The 24,851-nt window shown below is 49.9% G+C and carries 23 protein-coding genes; 12 read left to right on the top strand and 11 right to left on the bottom strand.

All coding sequences use genetic code 11. The features are described from left to right. From JWJ90_RS13955 to ribD, 3 genes are all read left to right on the top strand, one after another. Positions 1-1,010 (top strand): reverse transcriptase domain-containing protein (locus tag JWJ90_RS13955; RefSeq protein WP_240194935.1); only part of this gene is annotated, 1,010 nt, incomplete at its 5' end. Positions 1,011-1,303: 293 nt separating this feature from the next. Then, complete coding sequence (nrdR, locus tag JWJ90_RS13960) at positions 1,304-1,768, top strand: transcriptional regulator NrdR (protein WP_205227848.1); 465 nt, start codon at positions 1,304-1,306, stop codon at positions 1,766-1,768. Between the two features lie 92 nt (positions 1,769-1,860). Continuing rightward, complete coding sequence (gene ribD, locus JWJ90_RS13965) at positions 1,861-2,967, top strand: bifunctional diaminohydroxyphosphoribosylaminopyrimidine deaminase/5-amino-6-(5-phosphoribosylamino)uracil reductase RibD (RefSeq protein ID WP_240194939.1); 1,107 nt, start codon at positions 1,861-1,863, stop codon at positions 2,965-2,967. A gap of 133 nt (positions 2,968-3,100) precedes the next feature. Here the strand turns inward: ribD and JWJ90_RS13970 are convergent, their stop codons facing one another. The 3 genes from JWJ90_RS13970 to JWJ90_RS13980 are packed head-to-tail and all read right to left on the bottom strand — an operon-like array spanning position 3,101 to position 6,782. Beyond that, positions 3,101-4,438 (bottom strand): sigma-54-dependent transcriptional regulator, encoded by a 1,338-nt coding sequence (locus tag JWJ90_RS13970; RefSeq protein ID WP_205227849.1) that lies wholly within the window; start codon positions 4,436-4,438, stop codon positions 3,101-3,103. Next, a complete protein-coding gene (locus JWJ90_RS13975) occupies positions 4,405-5,634 on the bottom strand; it encodes a two-component system sensor histidine kinase NtrB (protein WP_205227850.1) in 1,230 nt (409 codons plus the stop codon). The genes JWJ90_RS13970 and JWJ90_RS13975 overlap by 34 nt, the downstream gene beginning before the upstream one ends. Continuing rightward, positions 5,634-6,782: an iron-containing alcohol dehydrogenase gene (locus JWJ90_RS13980; RefSeq protein ID WP_205227912.1), complete on the bottom strand. Its 1,149-nt coding sequence runs from the start codon at positions 6,780-6,782 to the stop codon at positions 5,634-5,636. Before JWJ90_RS13980 ends, JWJ90_RS13975 begins: the two co-directional genes overlap by 1 nt. A gap of 1,164 nt (positions 6,783-7,946) precedes the next feature. Between JWJ90_RS13980 and sat the strand changes: the two genes are divergently transcribed. From sat to ndk, 5 genes are all read left to right on the top strand, one after another. Beyond that, entirely contained in the window at positions 7,947-9,227 is a 1,281-nt protein-coding gene (sat, locus tag JWJ90_RS13985; protein WP_205227851.1) for a sulfate adenylyltransferase, read from the top strand. Positions 9,228-9,425: 198 nt separating this feature from the next. Then, on the top strand, positions 9,426-10,517 hold the full coding sequence (aroB, locus tag JWJ90_RS13990) for a 3-dehydroquinate synthase (RefSeq protein ID WP_205227852.1): 1,092 nt from the start codon (positions 9,426-9,428) through the stop codon (positions 10,515-10,517). A gap of 19 nt (positions 10,518-10,536) precedes the next feature. After that, the gene (locus JWJ90_RS13995) at positions 10,537-11,028 is read left to right on the top strand and encodes an FmdB family zinc ribbon protein (protein WP_205227853.1); all 492 of its coding nucleotides are present in this window, start codon (positions 10,537-10,539) and stop codon (positions 11,026-11,028) included. 316 nt (positions 11,029-11,344) lie between these two features. After that, a complete protein-coding gene (locus JWJ90_RS14000; RefSeq protein ID WP_205227854.1) occupies positions 11,345-12,505 on the top strand; it encodes an ABC transporter substrate-binding protein in 1,161 nt (386 codons plus the stop codon). A 219-nt stretch (positions 12,506-12,724) separates the two neighbouring features. Next, positions 12,725-13,141 (top strand): nucleoside-diphosphate kinase, encoded by a 417-nt coding sequence (gene ndk, locus JWJ90_RS14005; protein WP_205227855.1) that lies wholly within the window; start codon positions 12,725-12,727, stop codon positions 13,139-13,141. Between the two features lie 283 nt (positions 13,142-13,424). Here the strand turns inward: ndk and JWJ90_RS14010 are convergent, their stop codons facing one another. The 4 genes from JWJ90_RS14010 to JWJ90_RS14025 all read right to left on the bottom strand — a co-directional run bounded on the left by JWJ90_RS14010 (position 13,425) and on the right by JWJ90_RS14025 (position 17,584). Next, positions 13,425-14,381, bottom strand: a complete 957-nt coding sequence (locus JWJ90_RS14010) for a hypothetical protein (RefSeq protein ID WP_205227856.1) — start codon at positions 14,379-14,381, stop codon at positions 13,425-13,427. Between the two features lie 132 nt (positions 14,382-14,513). Next, complete coding sequence (locus tag JWJ90_RS14015) at positions 14,514-14,801, bottom strand: integration host factor subunit alpha (protein ID WP_205227857.1); 288 nt, start codon at positions 14,799-14,801, stop codon at positions 14,514-14,516. 93 nt (positions 14,802-14,894) lie between these two features. Continuing rightward, on the bottom strand, positions 14,895-16,187 hold the full coding sequence (eno, locus tag JWJ90_RS14020; RefSeq protein WP_205227858.1) for a phosphopyruvate hydratase: 1,293 nt from the start codon (positions 16,185-16,187) through the stop codon (positions 14,895-14,897). A 191-nt stretch (positions 16,188-16,378) separates the two neighbouring features. Then, positions 16,379-17,584 (bottom strand): type II secretion system F family protein, encoded by a 1,206-nt coding sequence (locus tag JWJ90_RS14025; protein ID WP_205227859.1) that lies wholly within the window; start codon positions 17,582-17,584, stop codon positions 16,379-16,381. 134 nt (positions 17,585-17,718) lie between these two features. On the opposite strand from JWJ90_RS14025, the gene JWJ90_RS14030 reads away from it, so the two are divergent. Next, the gene (locus tag JWJ90_RS14030) at positions 17,719-18,021 is read left to right on the top strand and encodes a PxxKW family cysteine-rich protein (RefSeq protein ID WP_240194943.1); all 303 of its coding nucleotides are present in this window, start codon (positions 17,719-17,721) and stop codon (positions 18,019-18,021) included. 85 nt (positions 18,022-18,106) lie between these two features. Here the strand turns inward: JWJ90_RS14030 and JWJ90_RS14035 are convergent, their stop codons facing one another. Genes JWJ90_RS14035 through JWJ90_RS14045 form a run of 3 tightly spaced genes read right to left on the bottom strand, consistent with a single transcriptional unit; the run spans position 18,107 to position 20,961 of the window. Beyond that, a complete protein-coding gene (locus tag JWJ90_RS14035; protein ID WP_205227860.1) occupies positions 18,107-19,417 on the bottom strand; it encodes a UDP-glucose dehydrogenase family protein in 1,311 nt (436 codons plus the stop codon). A gap of 40 nt (positions 19,418-19,457) precedes the next feature. Continuing rightward, complete coding sequence (locus JWJ90_RS14040; protein ID WP_205227861.1) at positions 19,458-20,144, bottom strand: YggS family pyridoxal phosphate-dependent enzyme; 687 nt, start codon at positions 20,142-20,144, stop codon at positions 19,458-19,460. Beyond that, positions 20,137-20,961, bottom strand: coding sequence for a TatD family hydrolase (locus JWJ90_RS14045; protein WP_205227862.1), 825 nt, complete (start codon positions 20,959-20,961; stop codon positions 20,137-20,139). Before JWJ90_RS14045 ends, JWJ90_RS14040 begins: the two co-directional genes overlap by 8 nt. 301 nt (positions 20,962-21,262) lie before the next feature. Here JWJ90_RS14045 and JWJ90_RS14050 point away from each other — a divergent pair, with 301 nt between their 5' ends. The 3 genes from JWJ90_RS14050 (at position 21,263) to JWJ90_RS14060 (ending at position 23,597) form a co-directional block, all read left to right on the top strand. Beyond that, complete coding sequence (locus tag JWJ90_RS14050) at positions 21,263-21,781, top strand: hypothetical protein (protein WP_205227863.1); 519 nt, start codon at positions 21,263-21,265, stop codon at positions 21,779-21,781. Between the two features lie 12 nt (positions 21,782-21,793). Next, positions 21,794-22,996 (top strand): bifunctional phosphopantothenoylcysteine decarboxylase/phosphopantothenate--cysteine ligase CoaBC, encoded by a 1,203-nt coding sequence (coaBC, locus tag JWJ90_RS14055; RefSeq protein WP_205227864.1) that lies wholly within the window; start codon positions 21,794-21,796, stop codon positions 22,994-22,996. A 64-nt stretch (positions 22,997-23,060) separates the two neighbouring features. Next, positions 23,061-23,597 (top strand): DarP family protein, encoded by a 537-nt coding sequence (locus JWJ90_RS14060; RefSeq protein ID WP_205227865.1) that lies wholly within the window; start codon positions 23,061-23,063, stop codon positions 23,595-23,597. 121 nt (positions 23,598-23,718) lie between these two features. Here the strand turns inward: JWJ90_RS14060 and JWJ90_RS14065 are convergent, their stop codons facing one another. Then, positions 23,719-24,633, bottom strand: coding sequence for an NAD(P)/FAD-dependent oxidoreductase (locus JWJ90_RS14065; RefSeq protein ID WP_205227866.1), 915 nt, complete (start codon positions 24,631-24,633; stop codon positions 23,719-23,721). Positions 24,634-24,851: the final 218 nt, after the last annotated feature.

Genomic DNA, 24,851 nt, shown 5'->3' on the forward strand with positions numbered 1-24,851 from the left:
TGGTTCAGCAGGCCCTGCTGGACATCCTTCAGCCGATATTTGATCCTGGTTTTCATCCATCAAGCTATGGGTACCGCCCTGGGCGGAGTTGCCATCAGGCAATCACCAAAGCGAGTATGTTCATCCGTAAGTACGATCGGAAATGGGTCGTGGATATGGATCTGTCCAAGTGTTTCGATACGCTTGACCACGGCCTTATCCTGAACGCATTCTCCCTGCGGGTGAAGGATGGGAGTATTCTTGGTCTGTTGCGGTTGATATTGAAAAGCGGGGTAATGACAGGAGAAGGTTGGCAAGCCAGTGAAGTTGGTAGTCCTCAAGGAGGAGTGATCAGCCCATTGATTGCGAACGTGTACCTTGACGCCTTTGATCAGTTTATGAAGGAACGAGGCCACCGCATCGTCCGTTATGCGGATGATATTCTGATCCTGTGCTGTTCAAAAAGTGGTGCGCAAAATGCTTTAGAACAGGCAAGCCGCTATCTGGAAGTTGGGTTATTACTCACTGTGAATCGTGAGAAAACGCATATTTGCCACAGTTGGTTTGGAGTGAAATTTCTCGGGGTTATGATTCACTCGCAGAACACTCGTATTCAAGCAGGTAAGATACGTTCTTTCAAAGACAAGGTGAAGTCCCTGACTCGGCGAAATTCTGGGAAAAACCTAGAGCAGATAATCGATGAACTCAATCTGGTTCTTCGTGGCTTTGCTTTTTATTTTCGCATAGCGAATTGTAAAGGGCAGTACATGCAGTTGGCACGGTGGATACGAAGAAGACTGCGAGCGATTCAGCTCAAACTCTGGAAGAAGCCGGGGAAACTGCATAGACGCCTGCGTCAACTCGGGTACAAGGGAACATTCGATTACATCCGGATGAACTCCTGGCATAATGCAGCCAGCCCATTGGCTCATTATGCTCTTCCCAATGCGTATCTGCATCAACAGCTAGGGCTGTTTGACCTCAGCGCTGTAACCACGGGTATCCGTGTTTTCGAACAGAAAGGAAAATAAACAGGAGCCGTATACGAGGCCCGTACGTACGGTTCTGTGAGAGGGATGAGGTGAGAGTAATTAACTCACCTCACCCTACTCGATATCTTCTGAATCCTTGACGGCGGGGGAAACTGAGCAACGTATCCAGCATATGAAGCAAAGATTTTCACACAATTTTTTTTTACCTGCCGTCACTGATTCAGGTTTATGCACGGCACCTTTGCCCAATTTTTCTTCGCTGCGGGATCTTACCTCGCCCAAGGCTTGCGATCTCGGCGGCCCGGGCTTAATTTTACCCAATCAACCAGCCTATGAAATGTCCCTACTGCGGTCATTTGGACAGTCGCGTTATTGACTCTCGAATCAATAAGGATAAGACCATCACCAGGCGTCGACGTGAATGCGATAGCTGCGCCCGTCGCTTTACCACCTATGAGCGAATTGAGTTAATGCTGCCCATGCTGATTAAAAAGGATGGTCGGCGTGAACCTTGGGATCGAGGCAAGATTGTGGCCGGTTTGGAAAAAGCCTGCGAAAAGCTGCCTGTGAGCATGACTGACATTGATTCCTTTGTGGACAATATTGAGCAAAAACTCCAGGATTTTGGTGGAAAAGAGATCCCAACCAGCCAGATTGGCCAGTGGATAATGGAGGCGTTACCTGCCCTGGATGAAGTCGCCTATGTTCGTTTTGCCTCGGTCTACCGTCAATTCAAAGACGTGAACGAGTTCATGGATGAATTGAAAACCTTTCTTGGTGAGCGCAGAACGCATTAGCCCGAATCCCTGTTGGCATCCTTGGGCCACTTGGCACCTGGATTTTAGGGATGTGTTTTTTACGTTGTCATCAAGAATGAAGAGGTGTTTTTTTGCAGCACGAAGACTACATGCAGTTGGCCCTTGAAGAGGCCCTTAAAGGTGTCGGGCGGACCACACCCAACCCTCCGGTGGGAGCAGTTATCGTCAACAACGGGAATATTGTCGGGCGGGGGTATCATAAAAAAGCAGGGACTCCCCATGCCGAGGTCAATGCCATTGCCGATGCCGGTGAGGCCGCCCGGGGGGGGGCAATTTTTGTCACCCTTGAGCCCTGTAATCATACCGGTCGAACCCCCCCCTGTACCCAGGCAATTTTAAAGGCCGGAATTCAGCATGTCGTTATTGGTGCCATGGATCCCAACCCTGGTGTCGTTGGTGGCGGAGCCGATTTTTTGCGTTCTCAGGGAGTGGACGTCACTACAGCTGTCCTGGAAGAAGCCTGTTCGGATCTCATCCGTCCCTTTGTCAAATTGAGTTCCACTGGTCTGCCCTGGGTTATCCTGAAAGCGGGGCTCAGCCTGGATGGAAGAATCGCTTACACGGCAGGGCAGGGCGGTGGCGTTACAGGTGCACAATCAGGCCAGCTTGTACATCAGCTGCGCGATCAGGTTGATGCCCTGGTCATCGGTATTGGAACGGCACTCAGCGATAATCCCAGTCTGACCACCAGGATCCCCGGCAAAGCAGACGCCCGCGATCCCCTGCGGGTTATTCTTGATTCCCAGCTACGCCTTTCTCCCAACGCTCAGATGCTCAGCCAAAACTCACAGGCAGCCACCTGGGTATTGTGCGGAGAGGATGCACCTGAAAAGAGGATGCAGGCTTTACGAGAGGCCGGAGCCGTTGTCCACCCCCTTCCTCTTGATGACAACCACCACCTGGATATACATCAGGTTGTCCGTTTCTTGGGAAAACAGCAGCTCAGCTCTCTTCTTGTGGAAGGAGGGGCTCGAATCCACGGAGCATTTTGGCAGGCAGGACTGGTGGATGAGGTACAGCTCTACTATGCACCCTTTTTTATAGGGGATCAGGGCGTTCCCCTAATGCAGGGATTTGCCTTGCAAGAAAAACCTGGGAACCTGCCTCTTGAGATTCTTTCCTTCACACGGGCGGGGGAGGATGTGTTCTTGCGGGCGCTGGTGAGAAAAAATTTGTAACGTAAAGAATTTCTTTTGAAAATGAGACAAGCTTAAATAAGACTGTGCCCTTCAGGGTTCCACTGAAAAGCCCTCTTCACTCAACGCGGAGTGAAGAGGGCTTTTTGTTGTACATGATGATGGTCGAATTGATTTAATCGATCGCGTACTGGGTCAGTTTGCGATAGAGGGTCTTTCGGCTGATGCCCAGAGTGTCGGCAGTTTTCTGCCGATTCCCACCATAGAAATCGAGCATTTTCAGGATATGCTCCCGCTCCACAGAATCCAGAGTCAAAGCCGCCCCATTGGACGCCGAGGATTCAACCAGCTCCCGTGGCAGACAGCGTTCGGTAATGATGCCATTTTCAGCAAGGATAATTGAGCGTTCGATAACGTTTCTCAGCTCGCGAATATTACCCGGCCAGTTGTATTTGAGAATACAGGCCATTGCCTGTTCCACTATCCTGTAATTGGTGTTATCCGGGCTGAGCGTGGTGAGAAAATAGTCCACCAGCAGGGGGAGATCTTCTTTGCGGTCCTTGAGTGATGGAATTTGGATACTGAAGGCGTTGATGCGGTGGAAAAGCGCCTCGTTAAACCGATCTTTATCAACCTCCTCGGCAAGATGGCGGTTGGTGGCAAAGAGAAAACGGATATTCACCTTGCGTTCTTCCTTCTCTCCCACACGGCGGTAGGAGCCGGTCTCCAGAACACGGAGCAGCGAGGCCTGTACTTCCAAGGGAAGGTCACCTATCTCATCGAGAAAGAGAGTGGAGTCATGGGCAAAGGAAAGCAAGCCCTCGCGTGACTCGTTGGCACCGGTAAACGACCCCTTGATATGGCCAAAGAGTTCGCTACGGGCCAGTTCTTTTTGCAGGGTCGCGCAGTTTTTGACAATCATCGGGTTTGCCGAAAGCGGCGAACGCTGATGGATCATGCGGGCAACCACATCTTTTCCCGCTCCGGACTCTCCTGTGATTAAGACAGGGATTGAGGCAGGCGCGACTTTTTCAATGAGAAAGTGAATGTCGCGCATGGATGCGGAGTTGCCAATAAATTTGACATTGTTCTGTTCCTGGCCGGTTGAGTGGCGCAGCATCGCATTTTCCCGCGACAGGAGGACACGTTGATGTGCTTTTTCGACAATAAGGTCCAACCGATCCAGATTGAAGGGTTTACGGATAAAGTCGCAAGCTCCAAGCTTCATGGCTTCAACCGCGATATCAACGTCCCCGTGGCCGGTGATCATGATGACCTCGATGTGCGGAATAGACTCCCGTACTTTGATGAGCAACTCCAGATCCTGCACATCAGGCAGCCAGAGGTCCATGATAATGACATCAAACCAATGGCTGCGGATCATGGCCAATGCTTCGGCCCCGTCTGCAGCGGTGAGTATTTCTCTGCGATTATTGGCCAGCTCTTTTTGCAGCAGCCGTCTAATTGATTCCTCGTCGTCTATGACAAGGATGGAATACTTTTCTCTGTCCATTCTTCTTCTTTAATTCCGGGGAGAGAAACACGAAATGCCGAACCAACGCCGACGGCGCTGGTCACATTAATGTCTCCATGATGATTTTTAACAATCGAATAACACGTTGAGAGTCCGATACCGATTCCTTTTCCCACCGGTTTGGTGGTGAAAAACGGTTCGAAAAGTTTGTCTTGATACTCCAGAGGGATCCCGCATCCAGAGTCCTCAATAACCAGAGTCGCGCCACCGGATTCATTGCTGTGGGTCTTGATCTGAATCAAACCACCATCGCTTGTGGCATCAAGGGCATTGGTCAGCAGGTTGATAATGACCTGTTTGAGTTGGGATTCGTCGCCTAAGATCTGGGGGAGATCATCCTGAAGTTCTGTATTCACCGTAAGATCGTGCTGCTCTTTAAAATGATGTTTCAAAATAAAGAGGGTATCGGTCACACACTGGTTCAGATCGATATGGGCAAGGCTTGCCGCTGTCGGTCGAGAAAAGGTCAGCAGGGTCTGGACGATGTCACGGCAACGCAAACACTCTTTGATGATTGTCTGGGTGTATTCCTTAAAATCACCCACCAGTTCTTCTTCGACCTGTCCCTCGAGCCGATTAATGCGCCGCTTGAGTCCCTGGGCAAAGCCGTTTATGGCTGTAAGCGGATTGTTAATTTCATGGGCAACCCCAGCAGCCAGAGCTCCCACTGTGGCCATCTTTTCGGCCTGGTAAAACTGTGCCTGAAACTCTTTTTCCAGGGTGACGTCGCGTTTAAACAAAAGGACCTGACGCTCACCGGTGGGGCTGGTTTTGAGAGGGGAGGCTATAATCTCGTAGTGCTTATAATCGTCGTTGACCTTGTAGATGCATAAGTCTTTGATGATTTCGTCACGGTCGAGAGCGCGCAGAGCCGGGCAGTTATCACAACGGCCATGGTGTCCCCGAAATATCTCATGGCAGTGGCGACCAATGGGATCAATACCGGGAAACCAGTCGGTGAAGACATGATTGACCCGCTGAATGGAGAGATCTTCGTTTAACACCACCATCAGGTCGGTAATGCCGTCAAGAAGCGCTTGGATTTCTTTACGCTTTTTTTCTAGCTCAAGGTTGGATCCTTTGAGTTGTTCGACCTTCTGCTGCAACTCCTGATAAAAACCGAGCTTGCAATGTTCAATGCCAACAAGATCTTCTAAGGTTGTATAGTGTGGCATTACCACACCTCCTCACAGATCTGATAGAACTCCTCCCAGGTGGCAGGCCGTGGATTCGTCAGGTTACAGGCATCGTGAACAGCCATTTTGCATAAAGCTTCCAAATGATGCCGTTCACTTTCCGGAATGAGTTGGGAAAGACGAAGGGCAACGTCAAAGGAGGCAAAGAATTCGTCGAGTTTCTCGATCCCAGCAAGAGCGGTTTCTCGATCGGTACCTACCTGCCGCTTGACAATAAGGCGACCTATATCCGCCATACGTTGGGTGTTGATTCCCATATTAAAACGCATAACGCTGGTGAGCAGAATGGGGTGAACCACGCCATGGCGCATGTCAAAATGACCGCCAAGGGCATGGGCCAGTGCGTGCTCAGCACCCAGCCCGGCATTGGAAAAGGCCATGGAGGCAGAGACGGAGGCAATACTTAACTGCTCCAGAGAATCAAGAGACCTGGTGGCTACAGCGCGTTGTAGATTGTTGAGTATCAGGTCAATAGCTCGTAGGGAGTGAATTTCGGTAAAGGGAGAGGCGATACGCGACATATACGCCTCAATGGCATGGGCCAGAGCATCGACTGCAGATTGGATGATGAGCGATTCTGTTTTGGTACGAAGGATCAAAGGGTCCACAATGGAGATGTTGGGAACCAGCGTCCGCGTGATGATGGACATTTTGACCCCACGCTTCATGTCGGTGATGATGCAAAATTGGCTGATATCCGAGCCACTGCCAGCTGTGGTCGTGATAAAAAGCATGGGGGGCAGGGGGCGTTGGACCCGATTTGCACCTTCATAATCCCGTATACGCCCTCCATTGCTGGCAATGATGGCAATTCCTTTTGCCGTGTCAAGGGCACTGCCGCCGCCGATTGCAATGATTACGTCTGTACCGTTTTTGGAATAGAATTCAGCTCCCTGCTCAATCTGAAAATCTCGTGGATTTGAAGTAACACCAGGGTAATAGACCCACTTGATTCCTTCTTTTTCCAAGATGTCCATGAGGCGCTGGAGCCAACCGGCTTCCTCAATACCATCGTCGCTGACAAGAAAGACTTTTTTGGCTCCAAGGCGTAGGGCACATTGACCCGCGTAATTGAGGCTTCCTCGCCCAAATATTATTTCTGGAATGGCAAATTTTGTTATATCCATGAAACCTGACTCTGGAAGTTGCGAATGGTCGGTAATACTGAAAATATGGGCTAGATCAAGGACGGGGGCGTTGAAGGAGTCGTCAGTATCCGCATCATTTTGCTGCATGTAATCCGCTGCAGCTGAGGTTGCTGCGCGTTGAAATCGTGGTTGGACAACGGAACCATCCTTGGCGTGCAGAGTTAATATTGCATCTTTCATGCCGAATACCTCATTGCTTGCGGAGGAAACGTCCTTATAAGGGAAAGTGGGGTTAAATGACCCTGCTTGTTTGAAAGTGGTGTCTCTATAGCGGATTGGACCCCTCCATAATACCACGGGAAGGGGGAAAAACGAAGAAGTGATTGGGTCAAATTGACTCTGTTTGCCTTTTACTGCGGGGCAAAATGACACGTAATTGTGAGGCTGGACTAGGGGGGCATGCGTAATTATTTGATTCTGCAAGCAACCTGGAGCCGTGCGCATTCTTTGGTTGCCAGAGGTGCTTTCTTGCGGACAAAGATTAAAAATGGTTATAACCGGTTGATTCTACCTCGTATTATGGGTATTGTTGTGTCGTTCGAGAAGAAAGAAAATTTTTTTACCTGAAACCGTGAGCATGCATCGACGCGTCAGTTTCGTTGTGTGTGCCATGTCGATTAACGTTTTCTTTTTCAGCATGTTGCAGGCAATGAAGGTGGCATGCTGATGGATGCCCCAAAGGGCAGTGGATAAAACTGAACAATTCATGCATTTGTTTAAAAATCTTCGCCTTATTAAAAGGCTCCGTTGTTCAGTGCCCACACGCCGCCAGGGTTTCAGGCTTTAGGCTAGGGACTATCCTCCGCGTCATTTGCTGCCCTGCCTAGGAGAGAAATAACGCTGGACCTTCGAATATCATACCTCCAGCCAGGTGTTTTGTGTCATTTTGAACTTATCCTGTCAGTATGGATGCTTCTTTCTTTTAGTTTTTTGCGGTTTTTCCTCTGCGCGCAAAAAAGTTATCATCATTTTTCTTGATCGTTATCATGAGTTTTTTTCTTGACTTTCCCCGCCCGTATATTAAATATCATCAAGACTGAATGCTGGTTCAGTTTTTATTTCATAGGAAGTGAATCCGGCAGGCTCTGTCGGAATTATGTAGGCTAATTTTCTCACACGAATAAAACCAGAGAGGGAAAAGTTATGAGTTCAAAATTGGTTGCGCCTCACGGCGGTAAAGGTCTTGTATGTGCCCTGCTTGAAGGCGCTGAGCGTGAAGCAGAATTGAAAAAAGCCACTGGCTTGAAGCAGGTTGAGATCACCGCTCGCGCTAAAGGCGACCTGATCATGATGGGTATTGGTGGCTTTTCCCCGCTCACCGGTTTCATGACCAAAGCAGACTGGAAAGGCGTTTGCGAGAATTTCACCATGGCAGATGGTACCTTCTGGCCGGTACCGATCACCCTGGATGTTTCTGCTGCTGATGCTGCAGACATCAAAGAAGGTGATGAAATCGCTCTGGTTGCTGCTGGTGAGACCTACGCTACCATGAAGGTCACCGAGAAATTCGAGATGACCGAAGCCGACAAACGTTGGGAGTGCGAGAAAGTATTCAAAGGCGAAGGCGAAGAGTCTGAGGGTGACAAATTCTGGGAGATCGCTCCTGAAGATCATCCTGGCGTCATCATGGTTATGGGCCAGAAAGAGTTCAACCTTGCCGGTCCTGTCAAAGTTCTCTCCGAGGGTGAGTACCCCAAAGAGTACCCGGGTGTATACCTGAAACCTGCTGAGACCCGCGCTATGTTTGACGAGCGTGGCTGGGCTAACGTTGCTGCCCTGCAGCTGCGTAACCCCATGCATCGTAGCCATGAGTTTCTGGCCAAGATCGCTATCGAGGTATGTGACGGTTGTCTGATCCACAGCTTGATCGGTAACCTCAAACCGGGCGACATTCCTGCCGACACCCGTGTTGAGGCTATCAAAATCCTCATCGAGAACTACTTTGTCAAAGAGAACGTAATCAACGCTGGTTACCCGCTTGACATGCGTTACGCTGGTCCTCGTGAGGGTCTGCTCCACGCTACCTTCCGTCAGAACTACGGTGTAAACAACATGCTGATCGGTCGTGACCATGCTGGTGTTGGTGACTTCTACGGTCTGTTCGAGGCTCAGCAGATCTTCGATCGCATCCCCGTAACCGGTGATGACTCCAAAGACCTGCTCTGCAAGCCGATGAAGATCGACTGGACCTTCTACTGCCACAAATGTGACGGTATGGCTTCCCTGCGTACATGTCCGCATACCAAAGAGGATCGCGTTATCCTTTCTGGTACCAAACTGCGTAAAGCGCTTTCTGACGGTGCTCCGGTTGTTGACCACTTCGGTCGCGACGAGGTGCTCGTACACCTGCGTAAATACTACGCTGGCCTGACCGAGAAGGTTGAGGTTAAGATGCAGGGTGCTGCTTCTGGTGCCGCAATGTAAGACCCGCTTCATCACGTAAGCGTTTTTGTTGAAAAGGAGATGTCGCTCTGGGCGGCATCTCCTTTTTTATTGCAAAGAGCCACTCTCTACAGTAGGGACGGCTCAAAGAGAGTTTTTAGATTGCATGAAAAGCAAAATGATCCACTCATGGGTGAGTGCAGACTCGAAGATGACGGTCAATGAGAGAACGAGGATTCAATGGAGCAAACAATAGAGGTTGGCTTGGGAGAGCGGAGTTATCCCATTTGTATTGGTAGCAAAGTGCTTGCACAGATCGGCCCAGCTTTGCAGGATAAGCAGGTGGGGAAACGCTACGCTATCATCAGTGATGATCAGGTGGCAGCCCTCTATGGCGAAGCTCTTCTGCACTCCCTGACAAAGGCCGGGCTTGCCTGCGAATTGATCACTTTTCCCCATGGTGAGGCAAGTAAAAATCTTGCAACTATTGGCCAGCTTGCAAGTGCACTTGCCGAGCAGGGATTTGATCGCAAAGACGCGTTGATTGCTCTGGGGGGAGGTGTTACCGGCGATATCACCGGTTTTCTTGCAGCTATCTATATGCGTGGGATTCCTTTTGTTCAGGTGCCAACCACATTGCTGGCCCAGGTTGACAGCTCTGTCGGCGGCAAAACCGGCGTCGATATTCCCCAGGGAAAAAATCTGATCGGGTGTTTTTACCAGCCGCAGGCCGTGTTTATAGATACCGATGTACTCTCGACTCTACCACGGGAAGAATTTTTGGGCGGTATGGCCGAGGTCATTAAATATGGTGCCTCCATTGATGCGGAATTTTTTACCTGGCTTGGTGAAAACCGTCCATCCATATTGGCACTTGATGCCACCTCTATTATTTATATGGTGCGCAGGTGCTGTGAGATGAAAGCGGATGTGGTTGAGCAGGATGAACGAGAGGGTGGGCTTCGTCGTATTCTCAATTTCGGGCATACAATCGGCCACGCAGTGGAGGCGGCTTCTGGCTATCAGCTGATTCATGGATTTGCCGTGGCTATTGGCATGCAGGCGGTGGCTGAGCTGGCGGTACGTGCCGGTATCGCGCCACTTGCATGTGCCACAGCGATTAACGAGTTGTTGCTTGCCTATGAATTGCCGGTAACCATCCCCAAAGATTATTCAGCGGAGGCCTTGCGTGGGTATCTGCAGACCGATAAAAAAACCGTTGGTGGCCGCGTCTTTTTTGTCCTTCCTGAAGGCGTGGGAAAAGTTCGCATAACCGATGCTATTGCTGAGGTCCATCTTGATGCGGTCCTTGCCGGTCAGCCTCTTGCCTGATAAGGAGGTCTTTTTTACCATGCCGATTTACGAATTTTTCTGCGTCGACTGTAATACCGTTTTTAACTTTTTCTCCCAGCGGCCAAACACCGAGAAGCGTCCGGCCTGCCCCAAGTGCGGACGGCCCGAATTACAAAAGATGATGTCCACCTTTGCCACCATCGGTAAGGCCAAGGAGGAAGATGGTGACGATCCGTTCGCAGGCCTTGATGAGTCAAAAATGGAGCAGGCAATGGCCTCGCTTATGCACGAGGCAGAAAATGTCAATGAGGACGATCCTCGCCAGGTCGCGCAGTTGATGCGTAAGTTTGCCGACAAAACCGGCCTGAATTTGGGTGAGAACATGGAAGAGGCCATCGCCCGTATGGAATCTGGAGAAGATCCCGACCAGATCGAGCAGGAGATGGGGGATCTGATGGACGGTGAAGAACCTTTTAGTCTGGAAGCGATGAAAAAGAAGGTTCGCGGCAAAAGGCCGCCGATCCATGATGAAACTCTCTATGATCTGTAATGTCCTCAAGGCATTTATCAGCACGCCACTTTTATTGTTCGTTACAGATCGATAAGGTGTACTTTAATCGGCATAGAACAAACAGCGAAACTGACGCATTTATGCATCTCACGGATTGAGATGAATGGAACATCTGCCGTGGACAAAAGGGGAGTGATATATAAAATGTTGATGCAATCCTCTGTTTTTCAGGATCTGCTCCTTTCATGTACTTTTCCACGGCAGCCTTGACTATCCCCGGACTATTTGTCATATAAGCCTAGTCATGTAAGCATCCATAAGCTATGTGGAAAAGCCTATCACAGAGGAGGAGAGGATGAACAAAGGAAATTGGATCCAAAGGACTGCCGCTTTAGGTGGTCTGATCGTGTTGAGTCTGATGCTTTTAAGTGTTACCGCATTGGGAGCAACCATTAAAGTAGGTGCCATTCTGGCCGAGACCGGTCCCGCCTCTTTTTTGGGAGGACCCGAGGCCAGATCCTTGAAGATGTTGGTCAACGAGATGAATGCCAAGGGGGGCATCAACGGCAACACCATCGAGCTGATCATAAAAGATTCCGGTGCAAGCCCTGAAAAGGCAGTTTCCTTTGCCAAACAGCTGATTGAAGAAGAAAAGGTCTTTGCCATTATTGGGCCTTCAACCAGTGGTGAGAGTTTGGCCATTAAGAAGATTGCCGAATCCGGCAAGACTATCCTCATTTCCTGCTCTGCTGCGGAGTTGATTATTAACCCTGTGGCCAAGTATGTTTTTAAGACTGCCCCCAGCGACCGCTACGCCGCCCAGCAGATTTTTATGACCATGCAGAAGAAAGGGATCAAAAAGATCGCTGTTCTCGCTGGCAATGATGGTTTTGGTAAAGCGGGCAAGGGACAGCTGGCAAAACTGGCCCCGGAATTCGGCATCAGCATCGTGGCTGAAGAGGTCTACGACAAGCATGCCACTGATCTCACTGCCATTGTTGCCAAGCTCAAGGCCAACGCTGAAATTCAGGCTGTGGTTAACTGGTCCATCGTGCCTGCACAGTCCATCCTGGCCAAAAATATTCGCCAGGCAGGATGGGATGTGCCTATTTATCAGAGCCATGGTTTTGCCAACATTAAATACGCCCAGGCTGCTGGTGTCGCTGCAGAGGGGATTATTTTTCCTGCAAGCCGTCTGCTCGTTGCCGACGAATTACCCGCTGGCGTACAAAAAGATGTCCTCATGAAGTACAAAACGACCTATGAGACAAAATATAAAGAAAAAGTCTCCACCTTTGGTGGGCATACCTATGATGCCATGACCATCCTTGCCAAGGCCATTGAAGTAGGTGGCACCGATCGCGAGAAGGTTCGCAACGCCATTGAAGGGATTCAGGGACTTGTCGGTACAGCCGGTACCTTTAATTTCTCCGCGACCGATCATGGTGGACTTGGTCTTGATGCCTTTGCCATGCTCGCTGTCAAAGACGGGCAGTTTGTCCTCTTGAAAGACTGAGTGAGATATAGCAGTCATCTGTTGATAAGGGAGCGGTCTTATTAAAGGCTGCTACCTTTTTTTTGTAGTGGTCAAGAAGAGGAAAGGGGGGCGATTCCTTGCTGTTGTCATGAGATCATGGTATAGGAGGGCGCGCTTGCGCTCAATCCGCCTTGTGGTTGATTCTCCACGAGGCGACACCCCATACTCTGAGACTATTAGCCAAGGAGAAACGCGACTATGGAACGTACATTTGCCATCATTAAACCCAATGCCTTTGCCGCTGGAAATGCCGGTAAAATTCTCGCCCGTATCTATGCCGAAGGATTTAGTGTTGTCGGTTTGAAAAAATTGTACCTCAGCAAGAAAGAAGCAGAAGGCTTTTACTATGTACATAAAGAGCGCCCCTTCTTCGGTGAGCTGACTGACTTTATGTCCAGTGGTGCCTGCATTGTCATGGTGCTCGAGGCCGAGGGCGCCATCAAGAAGTGGCGTGATCTGATGGGGGCCACTAACCCTGCCGATGCTGCCGAGGGAACCCTGCGCCGGGAGTTTGGTGATTCACTTGAGGCAAATGCGACCCATGGTTCGGATGCTCCCGAGACCGCGGCTTTTGAGATCGGTTACTTTTTTTCCGGATTGGAGCTGTTGGTTTGATTGAATAATCACATATGAGCATACTCTGTTACGGGAGATCCTCCCTGTATAGAGAAAAAAAAGAAAGGCGACCCATTTGGGCCGCCTTTTCATTTTTTCTCCGTTTGCTGGTCAAAGTTAAAGGACGCTGCTGTCAGGAATTCCTCAGCAAAGGGGTGTCTTGAATAATTAGATTTTTCAATCAAGGCCAAGGATTGCGCAAAATTTTACCGCAGGCATATACATGATATTCCGAGGATAAAATTTTAAGCATGACGCCGGGATTGGCGGAAAAAGCAATTATTCAAGATTCCCAAAGGGGAATGTGTGGGCTCAGGCGCGGCCAGTTCGCTTTGAAACTGGTGAGATCTGCATAGGTGATGCGCAGCTCAACGCTTTCATCCTCAAAGGAAAGCTCGTGGTGCAGATGGACGTTTGTAGGGAGTTCAACCTCCTGCAAGCTGAGCCGGAATTGTCTTTCAGCAGCCACCAGATGGGGATTGCTCTGTTCCTGCAGGTAGCGTAGCATTCCTTGAAGTTGTTGGGGGAGATTGGGTTGTTCGTCTGAAGACCGGGCATCCAACCAGGGCTGTATCACCTCTTTCATGGGCTTTGCATGGCGCAGTGAAAGTTCCATAAGCATATCGATGAGTCTCTGTTGTTTGGACCCACCTGGACGAAATATTTCCAGCAAAGAAACGAGATAGCTCTGGTCTTCTGCTGCAATACGCGAAAAATATTTGCCGTTTTTGGCTGAGAGAATACCTGTGTGCAGCGCTTTGATCACAGCTGGTTCAAGGCGTAACAACGAGAGCAACTCCTCGAGCTTGTATCGCTGTGGCTTGACTCCAAGTAAACCAAGAAGCTTGAGCACCTCCGGCTCTGCCAGTGTGGAGGATGCGTCACGAAGCAGAGCAGCCTGCAGAATAGGACTTGTCGGTACTGTCGACAGGCCGTGTTGAATCTGGAGCGCATACGAGGAAAACGTGTCAGGTTCAGCAATGACCTGACAGGTTATCTGCGTAACTCCTAAGCGGAGCAGTGCAGGCAGGTACTGGAAGCCTGCGAGCAGGTGAAAACAGTCGGGAGAAACCTTGTGCACGGGAAGCGGTTCAAAGAGGCCATACTGTTGCAGCTGGCTGCAGAGCTCAAGGTCTGGTTCTGTGTAGAGCGTGGCCAGCAGAGGGGCAGGAAAGTCAAGATTTACAAGGGGAACGAGCTGAAACTGCGCAGGGGTAAGTGTGAGTGGCTGAGTGTTCATTACGCTCTGTTGTGGTAAAGGCAAAAAGGAACTGAATCCGTGACAAGCAGGTGGATGTTGACGGGTTCAGCAAAGAAAAAGGGCGCCGGTATAATAGCGGCGCCCCTTGATTCCCCTTGAGATGCACTATTCCTAGTCGGAATTGATCCGGGAACGCAGGATGCCCGAAGGTTTAAAAGTGACCACGCGACGAGCGTCAAGGGTGAGTTCATTCCCAGTCTGCGGGTTGCGACCGCGACGGGACTTTTTGTCCTTGATGTTGAATTTGCCAAATCCGCTGAGTAATAAATCCTCACCGGTTATGAGTGAAGATTTAGACAGGGTGAGAAAGGTCTCCACCGAGTCCGTCGATTGAGATTTGGTGAGATGCGGGTGCATCTTGTAGACCATTTGGACTAAATCTGCTTTCGTCAAAGTCATCGTACACCTCCAGGGGTATCACACATTGTGAGAATCAACCTGTAGAACATTTCCTAGATTATAGGAAGTAATACAGCAGGTTGTCAATATGGATCATGCAAGAAAACCAAAAGCCCCAATACCGGCATAACGAGCCGCTGAACCAAGGTTCTCTTCAATCCTGAGCAGCTGGTTGTATTTAGCTACACGGTCGCTTCTTGAGGGGGCTCCGGTCTTGATCTGACCACTGTTCAATGCCACGGCAAGATCCGCAATGGTGGCATCTTCTGTTTCACCGGAACGGTGGGAGATGACTGCTGTGTACGAAGCCCGGTGGGCCATATCAACAGCATCAATGGTTTCAGTGAGAGAGCCGATCTGGTTGAGTTTGATCAAAATTGAATTGGCAATATTCTTTTTGATGCCCTCTTGCAGGATACTGGTATTGGTGACGAAAATATCGTCGCCGACCAACTGAATTTTGTCACCCAGAGCATCGGTGAGGAGTTTCCAGCCATCCCAGTCCGATTCATCCAGACCGTCCTCAATGGAGATCAAGGGGTATTTGTTGACCCAGTTGCTGTAGAACTCGATCATCTCTTCAGCCGTTTTTTTAGGGCTGGCCTCGGCGTTGAGAATGTAGAGTTTTTCCTCGGCAGAATAGAACTCGCTTGCGGCCGCATCAATACCGATAAAGATATCTTTGCCAGGGGTATAGCCTGCCTGGGTAATACCCTCAAGGATAGACTCCATGGCTTCCTCGTTGGAGCGAAGGTTGGGGGCAAAACCTCCTTCATCACCTCCTGCGGTCTGCAGTCCACGTTTTTTGAGAACCGATTTCAGGGCATGAAAGGTTTCTGCTCCCATACGCAGCGCCTCTTTAAAAGAAGCGGCCCCGGCGGGAAGAATCATGAATTCCTGGATATCAACGTTGTTATCAGCATGGGCGCCGCCATTGAGGATATTCATCATCGGGACCGGCAGAACCTTGCCATTCACCCCGCCCAGATAGTTATATAGGGGCAATTCCAGCTCGGCAGCTGTTGCTTTCGCAACTGCCATGGAAACGCCGAGAATGGCGTTGGCTCCAAGTTTTTCCTTGTTGGCCGTGCCGTCAAGCTCAAGCATGGTTTGGTCGATGATGACCTGCTGTGAAGACTCAAAGCCGAGAATGGCGGGAGCGATGGTGTCATTCACGTTGGCGACGGCGGTTACCACGCCTTTGCCGCCGTAACGTTTGTCTGCTTTATCCCGTAACTCCAAGGCTTCGCGGGTTCCGGTGGATGCTCCTGATGGAACAGCCGCACGGCCGGTGGCACCGGATTCAAGTTCGATATCCACTTCTACAGTGGGGTTACCTCGAGAGTCGAGAATTTCTCTGGCAATAATGCCGGTAATTTCGCTCATGTTCGTTTATCTCCTGATACTGATTGTTGTGTTCAAGACGATGTTGAAAATCTTAACTGGATTCGTCAACGACCCAAAAAATAGAGGGAGAACAAAACAGGTCAGCTGTGCCTAAAAAAAAGACCGACACGCGTAAAGACGTTGTTCAGTTACCACCCGCTATCACGAATTCAGGGAAGAATCACTTCGCCTTAGATGTTTCCCGCCATCTGGAATATTGGGAGATACATTGCTACTACAAGTCCGCCAATCATGCCACCAAGAAAAACCATCATGAGCGGTTCTATCATTGCCGTGAGGTTTTCTACCGCCTGGTCGACCTCGTCATCATAAAAATCAGCGATCTTTTCAAGCATCGTGTCCAGAGCACCAACCGACTCACCTACATTAATCATCTGGACAACCATGTTGGGGAAAACACCGGACTCCTCTAGGGGTTCGGCAATGGGGCGACCTTCGGCAATACTGTCTGAGACACGAAAAACAGCTCGTTCGATGATCTTGTTGCCCGAGGTTCGTGCAACAACCTGGAGTGCATCAAGAATAGGAACACCACTTTGCAGCATGGTGCTCAGGGTTCGGGTGAATTTGGAAACTGCCACTTTACGGGTGAGCTGGCCTACAATCGGTGCTTTGAGAAAAAAAGCATCCATTTTGAGGCGTCCCCGCTCGGTGTTGTAGATCTTTTTCACACCATAAAAAAGGGCAATGCCTGCTATGAGAATGTAGATGATGTTGCCTTTGACAAAATCACTCATATCCACAACCAGCTGAGTGATCGCCGGGAGCGCTGAGTCCAAGCTGGCGAACATCTCCACGAAAACAGGAATAACAAAGACAAGGATGACAACCAGGATAAGAATGGAGATCGCCAGGCAGATGACAGGGTAGGTCATGGCGCCTTTGATCTTTTTCTGCAAGGCCATGGCCTTTTCTTTAAAGGCGGCCAGGCGGGAGAGGATCGTGTCAAGGATACCGCCAAGCTCCCCCGCCTCAATCATGTTGGAGTAGAGGCTGTCAAAGACCTTGGGGTGTTTGCGCATTGAGTCGGCCAGAGTCGTTCCTGTCTCGACATCGTTTTGGATGGAAAGCAGCACTTTCTTAAAGGTGGCGTTGGATTGTTGCTTACCAAGAATTTGCAAGCACTGCACCAGGGGCAGACCGGCATCGATCATTGTCGAAAGCTGCCTGGTAAAGATAACAATATCTTTTCCGGTAACCTTCGGTTGAAACAGGGCGATGTTTTCTAAGATATCTTTGGGTTTTTCCTTAACCTTGGGATTCTCAATGCGCAGACGTTTCAGCTGCGCCTTTGCCCCCTCAAGATCAAGGGCTTCAACTTCGCCTTTTCGCTTCTCGCCGTAGCTGTTTTTTCCACTCCAGACATAGACCGGCATAAAAAATCTCCGAACGGATAACTGTTTTTCATACTCAACGATGGCGAGTAAGTGTTGACAGACCGTGCTTTTGCTTATATAAAAGTCAACTTTTAAGTGAGAGGCATGCTCATCCGTATCGCCTCAGTAATTGTATGGAAGATTTTTTTCTGATTCAAGAAAAAGTTTATATTTTTTCAGGAGTTGGCGATATGCAGACAAACAAGATGGCAAAACTTAACGAGGGCGCATTTCTCCCGGTAATCGACAAATGTGAAGGATGCGATCGCATCGTTGAGGCAGATGGAAATAAAATTTGTGATACTTACTTAAATCCGGAATCAAAATGGCGTCTGGGCCTGTGCAATTTTGCAACCCATGCCAAGCCTGAGGTTAAGGTTGTTAAGGTACGCATCAACCCGTTGAAGGCTGCCAAGCGCGCTTCCAAACGGAACTAATTTCCACTGCGGAGAAATCTCTCCGAGTAAAATTACCAGAAATCCCCTCCAGGATATATCCTGCAGGGGATTTCTGCGTTTTGGGTTATTTTATTCCCACGCCGGTGTACGTAAAGCCAGCGTCGAGCATGGTCTTTGGATCGTAGACATTGCGAAGATCGACGAAAATAGGTGTTTTGAGGTTGTGGCCGATCTGTTGTAAATCAAGAGCACGGTACTGATTCCACTCTGTCATCAGGACAACACAGTCCGCATCTTGTGCAGCGTCGTAAGGCGTATCGGCATATTCTATTGCGGCTGGGAGGTATTTTTTAGCCTCGTCCATGCCCTGTGGATCGTGGACCTTAAGTCGAGCCCCTTTTTCAAGTAAAGCGGGTAAAATAGTGAGTGCAGGGGCATCGCGCATGTCGTCGGTTTCAGGTTTAAAGGTCAAACCAAGGACAGCGATAGTTTTTCCTGTCTCTGATCCACCGAGTGCTTCCCGAATTTTTTTGACCATTCTGGCCTTTTGCGCGGCATTTACTTCCACGGCTGCCTCGACAATTCGTACATTTTCCCCATGCTCCTGGACGATACGCATGAGCGCTAAGGTGTCTTTGGGAAAGCAGGAACCGCCGTAACCGGGCCCAGGATGTAAAAATTTACTGCCAATACGTCCGTCCATGCCAATTGCCTTTGCCAGGTCTATAGCATTTGCCCCCACGGCTTCACAAACGGCAGCGATTTCGTTAATAAAGCTAATTTTTACAGCGAGAAACGCGTTTGCGGCATATTTGGTTAACTCTGCGGTTTCAATTGAGGTGTAAACAATGGGTGCATCGCGTAAATAAAGGGGTTTGTATATCTCTTTCATGATCTCAGTTGCTTGATCTGTCTCTACCCCCACGACTACACGATCAGGACGCATGAAATCGTTAATTGCAGCACCTTCCCTTAAAAATTCTGGGTTGGAGGCAACGTCAAAATGAGCGTCAGGATTAGATTCAAGAATAACACGATGCACTTGTCGCGCTGTACCTACAGGAACCGTGCTTTTGTCGACAATAACGGTGTAACCTTTTAAATGAGGGGCGACTTCTCGTGCGGCTTCATAAACGTAAGAGAGGTCAGCGTATCCGTCACCACGGCGGGAGCTTGGGGTGCCGACCGCAAGAAAAACAGCCTCTGCATCGGGAACTGCGTTACTAATATCTGTGGTAAAAATAAGGCGCCCTTCTTCGCAGTTTTTTTGTACCAACGCGTCGAGACCCGGCTCGTAGATCGGGATCTCTCCTTTTTTTAAGCGATCAATTTTCTCCTCTGCCTTATCAACACAGGTGACAAAGTGGCCGAATTCGGCAAAACAGGTTCCTGTAACCAGGCCAACATAGCCTGTTCCGATAATCGTTATGTGCATTTAAAAACTCCAAAAAAATCATCTAAAAAAAAACGGTCAACTACATACGGCTACCAAAGAGTGCCGTCCCAACCCTGACGATAGTTGCTCCTTCCTCAATCGCTACTTCGTAGTCTCCAGACATGCCCATGGAAAGCTCGACATGGCTATTATCGGTGAAAAGCCTTTTGCTGGCAAGCTCATCTGCCAGTTCTTTGAGCTGGCGAAAAAAAGGACGGCTTTTTTCAGGCGCATCAAAAAAAGGCGGCATTGTCATCAGGCCGCACACCTTGAGATTTGTTTCAGCCTGAATCGCACGCAATAGCGTTGGCGCCTCCTCAGGGAGCACGCCTGATTTTTGCGCCTCACGACCAACATTGACCTGGATAAGAATGGAGAGTTCCTTGCCCAATTGGCTGGCCTGGTTGTCCAGGGCCCGTGCAATTTTCAGGCGATCAACCGTCTCCACCATGGGGAAAAGGGAGGCTGCCTGTTTGGCTTTGTTGCTTTGCAGATGGCCGATAAAATGCCAACTGATATCTCCTTGGAGCCGCTCTATCTTTTCGGCTGCTTCCTGCAGGTAGTTCTCGCCAAAGAGCCTTTGTCCTGCATCCACTGCCTCCTGTATACGCTCGATTGGAACATATTTGCTCACCGCAACAAGCTTGACTGTTTGCGGATCTCTCCCCGCTTTGTTCGCTGCAGTGGCTATGTTAGCCTTAATCTGCCTCAGGTTGTCGCTAATCATCAATGGTCTCCGGCAGGTTGAAGAGGTTGACGGCATTGGCCGTTGTTGCCGCTGCCACCTCTTCCAGGGAAATATTTTTAATTTCGGCTATCATCTGCGCTGTATAAAGCATGAGTTTGGGCTCGTTGCGTTTGCCGCGAAAGGGAACCGGGGCGAGAAAAGGGCCATCGGTTTCCACCAAGAGGGCGTTGAGTTCAACCGCAGCAATGACCTCCCGAAGTAACTGGGCATTGGCAAAGGTTGCCACTCCGGGAATAGAAATATAAAACCCAAGGTCCAGGGTTTTTCGTGCAAGCTCGGAATCACCTGAAAAGCAGTGCATTACCCCCCTGTGGGCAAAGGGCCCCGCTGCTTTCAGCAGGCGCAGAGTGTCTTCATGGGCATCCCTGTCATGAATGACGACGGGAAGTGCAAGCTCTTTTGCCAGCTCGAGTTGGCGGGTAAAGGCCTGAATCTGCACCTCGTGCGGCGCATAGTTTTTAAAATAATCCAGACCTATTTCACCAAACCCCACAACCTTTTCATGCTCTGCAAGCTCGCTCAAACGTTCCAAGGCCTCTGTGGTTGCCGTTTGAGCATCATGCGGGTGGATGCCGACAGTGGCATAAATATTGGAATAGTTTCTGGTGAGCTGTACGGCTGCCTCAGAACTGGGAACGTCTATACCAATGGTGATGATTCGTTTGACCCCATGGGTATGCGCAGAATCAATGACAGCATCGAGGTCCTGGGCATAAGCGTCCATATCAAGGTGACAGTGGGTATCGATGAGTTCGGCTGGGGCGGACAGGCGGGGCAGGGGGGGAGATGACTTCATGAAAAATGCATTGTATGAATTAGTTAAAGGTTTGCGCCACTTGGGCAAAGAGCGCTTCCGGATCAACTTGCGTTGATTTGACCCCTGACATCATAGTGAATGTTTGTTGACAAGGGAACCTAATTTTTTTACAACGAATTATCTCAAGGCGGTTATTCGACCGTTCTCTTCCAAGTTGATCTATCGAAAATTGTACGACATTTCCTCCCCCTCATCGGGGGGGCTTGATTGAATGTTCAAAACCAAGAACCGCTAAAATGGAGATACTCTTCCTCTTGCGAGCAAACCGAAGGAGAATGACATGACACGAGGATGTGCAAAAAAAGTATTGGCTGTGATCGGAGTTGTTTTTTTCCTTTTCACTGTCGGCTGTACCAAAAAAAATACCATGGTCGGTCCGGAGACTGCCGGGTTGCCGCAGCTCTCCAACTTTGCTGATGATATCAAAGATATCACCCTTCCAGTTGAGTTGGTGTGGGACCGCAAAAATTCCATGGTGATCAAAACCGAATCATTTCGAGGGGGCATCTTTATTTATAAAGGGAAGGCTGAAATGATGTCGCTAAAAGATTACATGGTTTCCTCCATGCAGGATAACAAATGGCGCCTGGTTGGTGAAACTGCCTCCAAAGACATTATGCTCGCCTTTGTTAAACCCAACAAAACCTGCATGATGGTTATTTCGGAGGGGCTTTTTGGCAAGACCGACCTGAAATTATACGTGGCCATCGACAAGACAGGAGGCAAAACCGAATCTTTTTCCACAAACAATTCCTATGTTCCCAAGACCAACAGTTTTGAATCCTCTTTTACTCGTTAAGGGTTGAGACGCATGAGCGGATTGCAGGGAAAACGTATTCTCTTTGGCATTACCGGGTCCATTGCAGCCTACAAGGCCGCATTTTGGGTCAGAGAGCTGGTCAAAGAGGAGGCTCTTGTCAACATCATCATGACCAGTGGGGCCGAGGAGTTCATCAGTCCGTTGACCTTCACAGCTCTTTGCGGAAATCCGGTCCATCTGGATATGTTTGCCTCTGACCCGGACGGGGTGATGGCGCATATCAACCTCTCCCGTGATGCTGATCTGTTGTTGATTGCTCCTGCCACAGCCCAGACCATGGCCAAGCTTGCCACGGGAATGGCTGATAATCTGCTGGCCACCGCGGTGCTGGCAGCAAAGATCCCGGTGGTTATCTGTCCAGCGATGAATACGGCCATGTACACCCACCAGGCAAGCCAGGACAATCGTGCACGCCTGCTCGAGCTTGGCTATCACCTGGTGGCGCCTGGTTGTGGTGATCTGGCCTGCGGGGAAACCGGTGATGGTCGGCTCTGCGAGTGGGAAGATGCCCGCGAGGCGATGCTTCAGGTGCTGACCCCTCAGGATCTTGCCGGGAGAAAGGTCTTGATCACCGCCGGGCCAACACGTGAGGCCCTGGATCCGGTTCGCTACCTCAGCAATCGCTCAAGCGGCAAAATGGGGTATGCGGTTGCACGCGCGGCCAGGAGGCGCGGGGCGGAAGTGACTCTTGTTTCCGGTCCGGTATCGTTGTCCCCTCCTTCAGGCGTTGAGCTGGTTTCCGTGACCAGTGCCCAGGATATGGCTGATGCCGTTTTATCCAGAGCCGAGCAGATGGATGTTATCGTGAAATCAGCTGCCGTGGCCGACTTCAAACCCGATAACTGTGCGTCGCTCAAGATTAAAAAAGGTTCCGGCGGACTGCGCCTTGATCTGGTTAAAAATATAGATATCCTTGCCTCTCTGGGGCAAAAGAAAAAAAAGGGCCAGCTTTTAATCGGTTTTGCTGCTGAAAGTCATAATCATCTTGATGAGGGGCAGCGCAAGCTCACTCAGAAAAATCTCGATATGATTGTGGTGAACGATATTTTGGGAGCCCAGACCGGTTTTGATGTGGAGACCAATCAGGTAACCCTGATAACGCCTTCACAGCATCAGCAATTACCCTTGTTAAGTAAAACGGAGACCGCCCATCGTATCTGGGATGCTGTCGTGGCCCTTGATAAGGGGATGTAAAAGGACCCGAAACTGCCCATATTCGCCAAGGGCTTTTTTCTTCAACTTTGTTGTGCAGGCAGGTATGCAGATCAGTCGATCCGAACAAAAGAGACGGTTTAAAGAAGTAGAAAAACTGGTAGCCGAATTGGTGCAGTTACCTGGCCCTGCCTTAAAGCAGGTCGAATCGCTCGCAGAAATCTGCGATCAGTTGATTGAAACGGCTGCGTCAAAAGGAAGTGTGCGTCAGCGCCAGATAAAGTACCTCACCAAATTTGTGGTCCGCTTGGAGCTGGAACCGCTTTATGATCTGGTGGGACAGTATCACGGGAAGAAGCTCAGTGAGAAAAAACAGCAGCACCGGATGGAGTTCTACCGGGACGCTCTGATTAACGAGGCGATTGCAGTTCAGGAAGAACTCGACGAGTATGACGAGACTTTGGGCGAGGATTGGGAGAGCGAGACTGTGGCAGAGTTGCAAGGCAAGTTGCCTGATATTGATCCCATGACACTCACACGCCTTTCAGCGTTGTTTGCACGGACACGCAATACCCGCCACAGCCGTGAAATTTTTCGCTACCTGAAATCAGTTGACGAGATGAGGCAGCGAAACAGTCAGTAACATGATTGGCCCTTGCATTCAGGTGAAAAAAGCGGACAGCTGAGCGCTAAGGTGTTCAGCTGTCCGTTGCAAAATGTTATCTCTGCGATACTTCTCGCAAAAGAGGGACAAGGTGAGTGCGTCAGGCGCTTGCCTTTTTTTGTTTGCGTGCAAAGGTGGCAGATTCCATGCCGGCCACACAGCCTTCACCTACTGCCTTGGCCATCTGGTAGGGAGGGCCAACGATATCACCGGCGGCGTAGATACCGGGGATGTTGGTTTCCTGTTTACGATTCACCTGGATATATTTAAAGGATTCGGTGTCAAGTTGGACGCCGATCTGGGTGGCTAGTTCCAGCGCACCTTTGGACCCCAGTTCTATAAAAATCCCCTCGGTCTCCATGCTCGAGCCATTAACGAGCTTAAGAGAGGTGACCACACGGTCGCCTTCGATCTGCTCGATGGAGCTTTTTATCCATTCCACCTTGCTTGCCTCAAGACGTTCAAGCAGTTCTGCTGAAACGTTCAGCTCTTCGGCGACCAGATAGACCTTTGCGGCATAATCAAGCAGAGTCAGAGCACCGTCAACAGCAGCGCTGCGATCACCTGTGACGGTGACAGTGGCACCACGGTAAAAGTTTGCGTCACAGTCCACGCAGTAGGAGACACCACGTCCAGCAAGATCCTTCTCGCCAGGGACACCCAGTTTTTTCTTGGACACGCCCATGGTGAAAATAAGAGACCTTCCCTGCACAGAGCGGCCACTTTCCAGTTCAAGATCGAACAGGTCTTCTTCCTGGTTGATTTTAAGCACATCCTCAGGTGCCCACTCAGCGCCAAAGGATTGTGCCTGCATCAATCCGGTATTGAGCAGGTCTGCACCTTGGGTAACGCCGGCGACAAAGGCGTAGTTTTCGATATGTGCCCCGTAGAGAGCAGAATTTTCAATGCGACCCAGGACCAGTACGGAGGTCTTTTTTCGGGAGGCGTGAATAGCGGCCTGAATGCCCGCCGGGCCTGCTCCGATGATGACCACGTCATACAACTGTCCAGACATTTGTGACTCCTTTGTTGTGGTGAAAGCGTGAATTGTGTGATTACTCCTGTGTCCTCTCCTGTTCCCTTAACCAATAAGCATTGATCGATGTTGTCGTTATGGGACAGGTTTTTAGAGCCCTTTCTCTTTCCGGGAAGCACTCTTTTTATTTTTTTTTCTTGGGCAAGAGATGTAATTGGTATGTTCAGTGCATTGAGCTTCGAGAGTCGATGACTGAG

The organism is Desulfobulbus rhabdoformis (genome assembly GCF_016919065.1).
GTDB lineage: Bacteria > Desulfobacterota > Desulfobulbia > Desulfobulbales > Desulfobulbaceae > Desulfobulbus > Desulfobulbus rhabdoformis.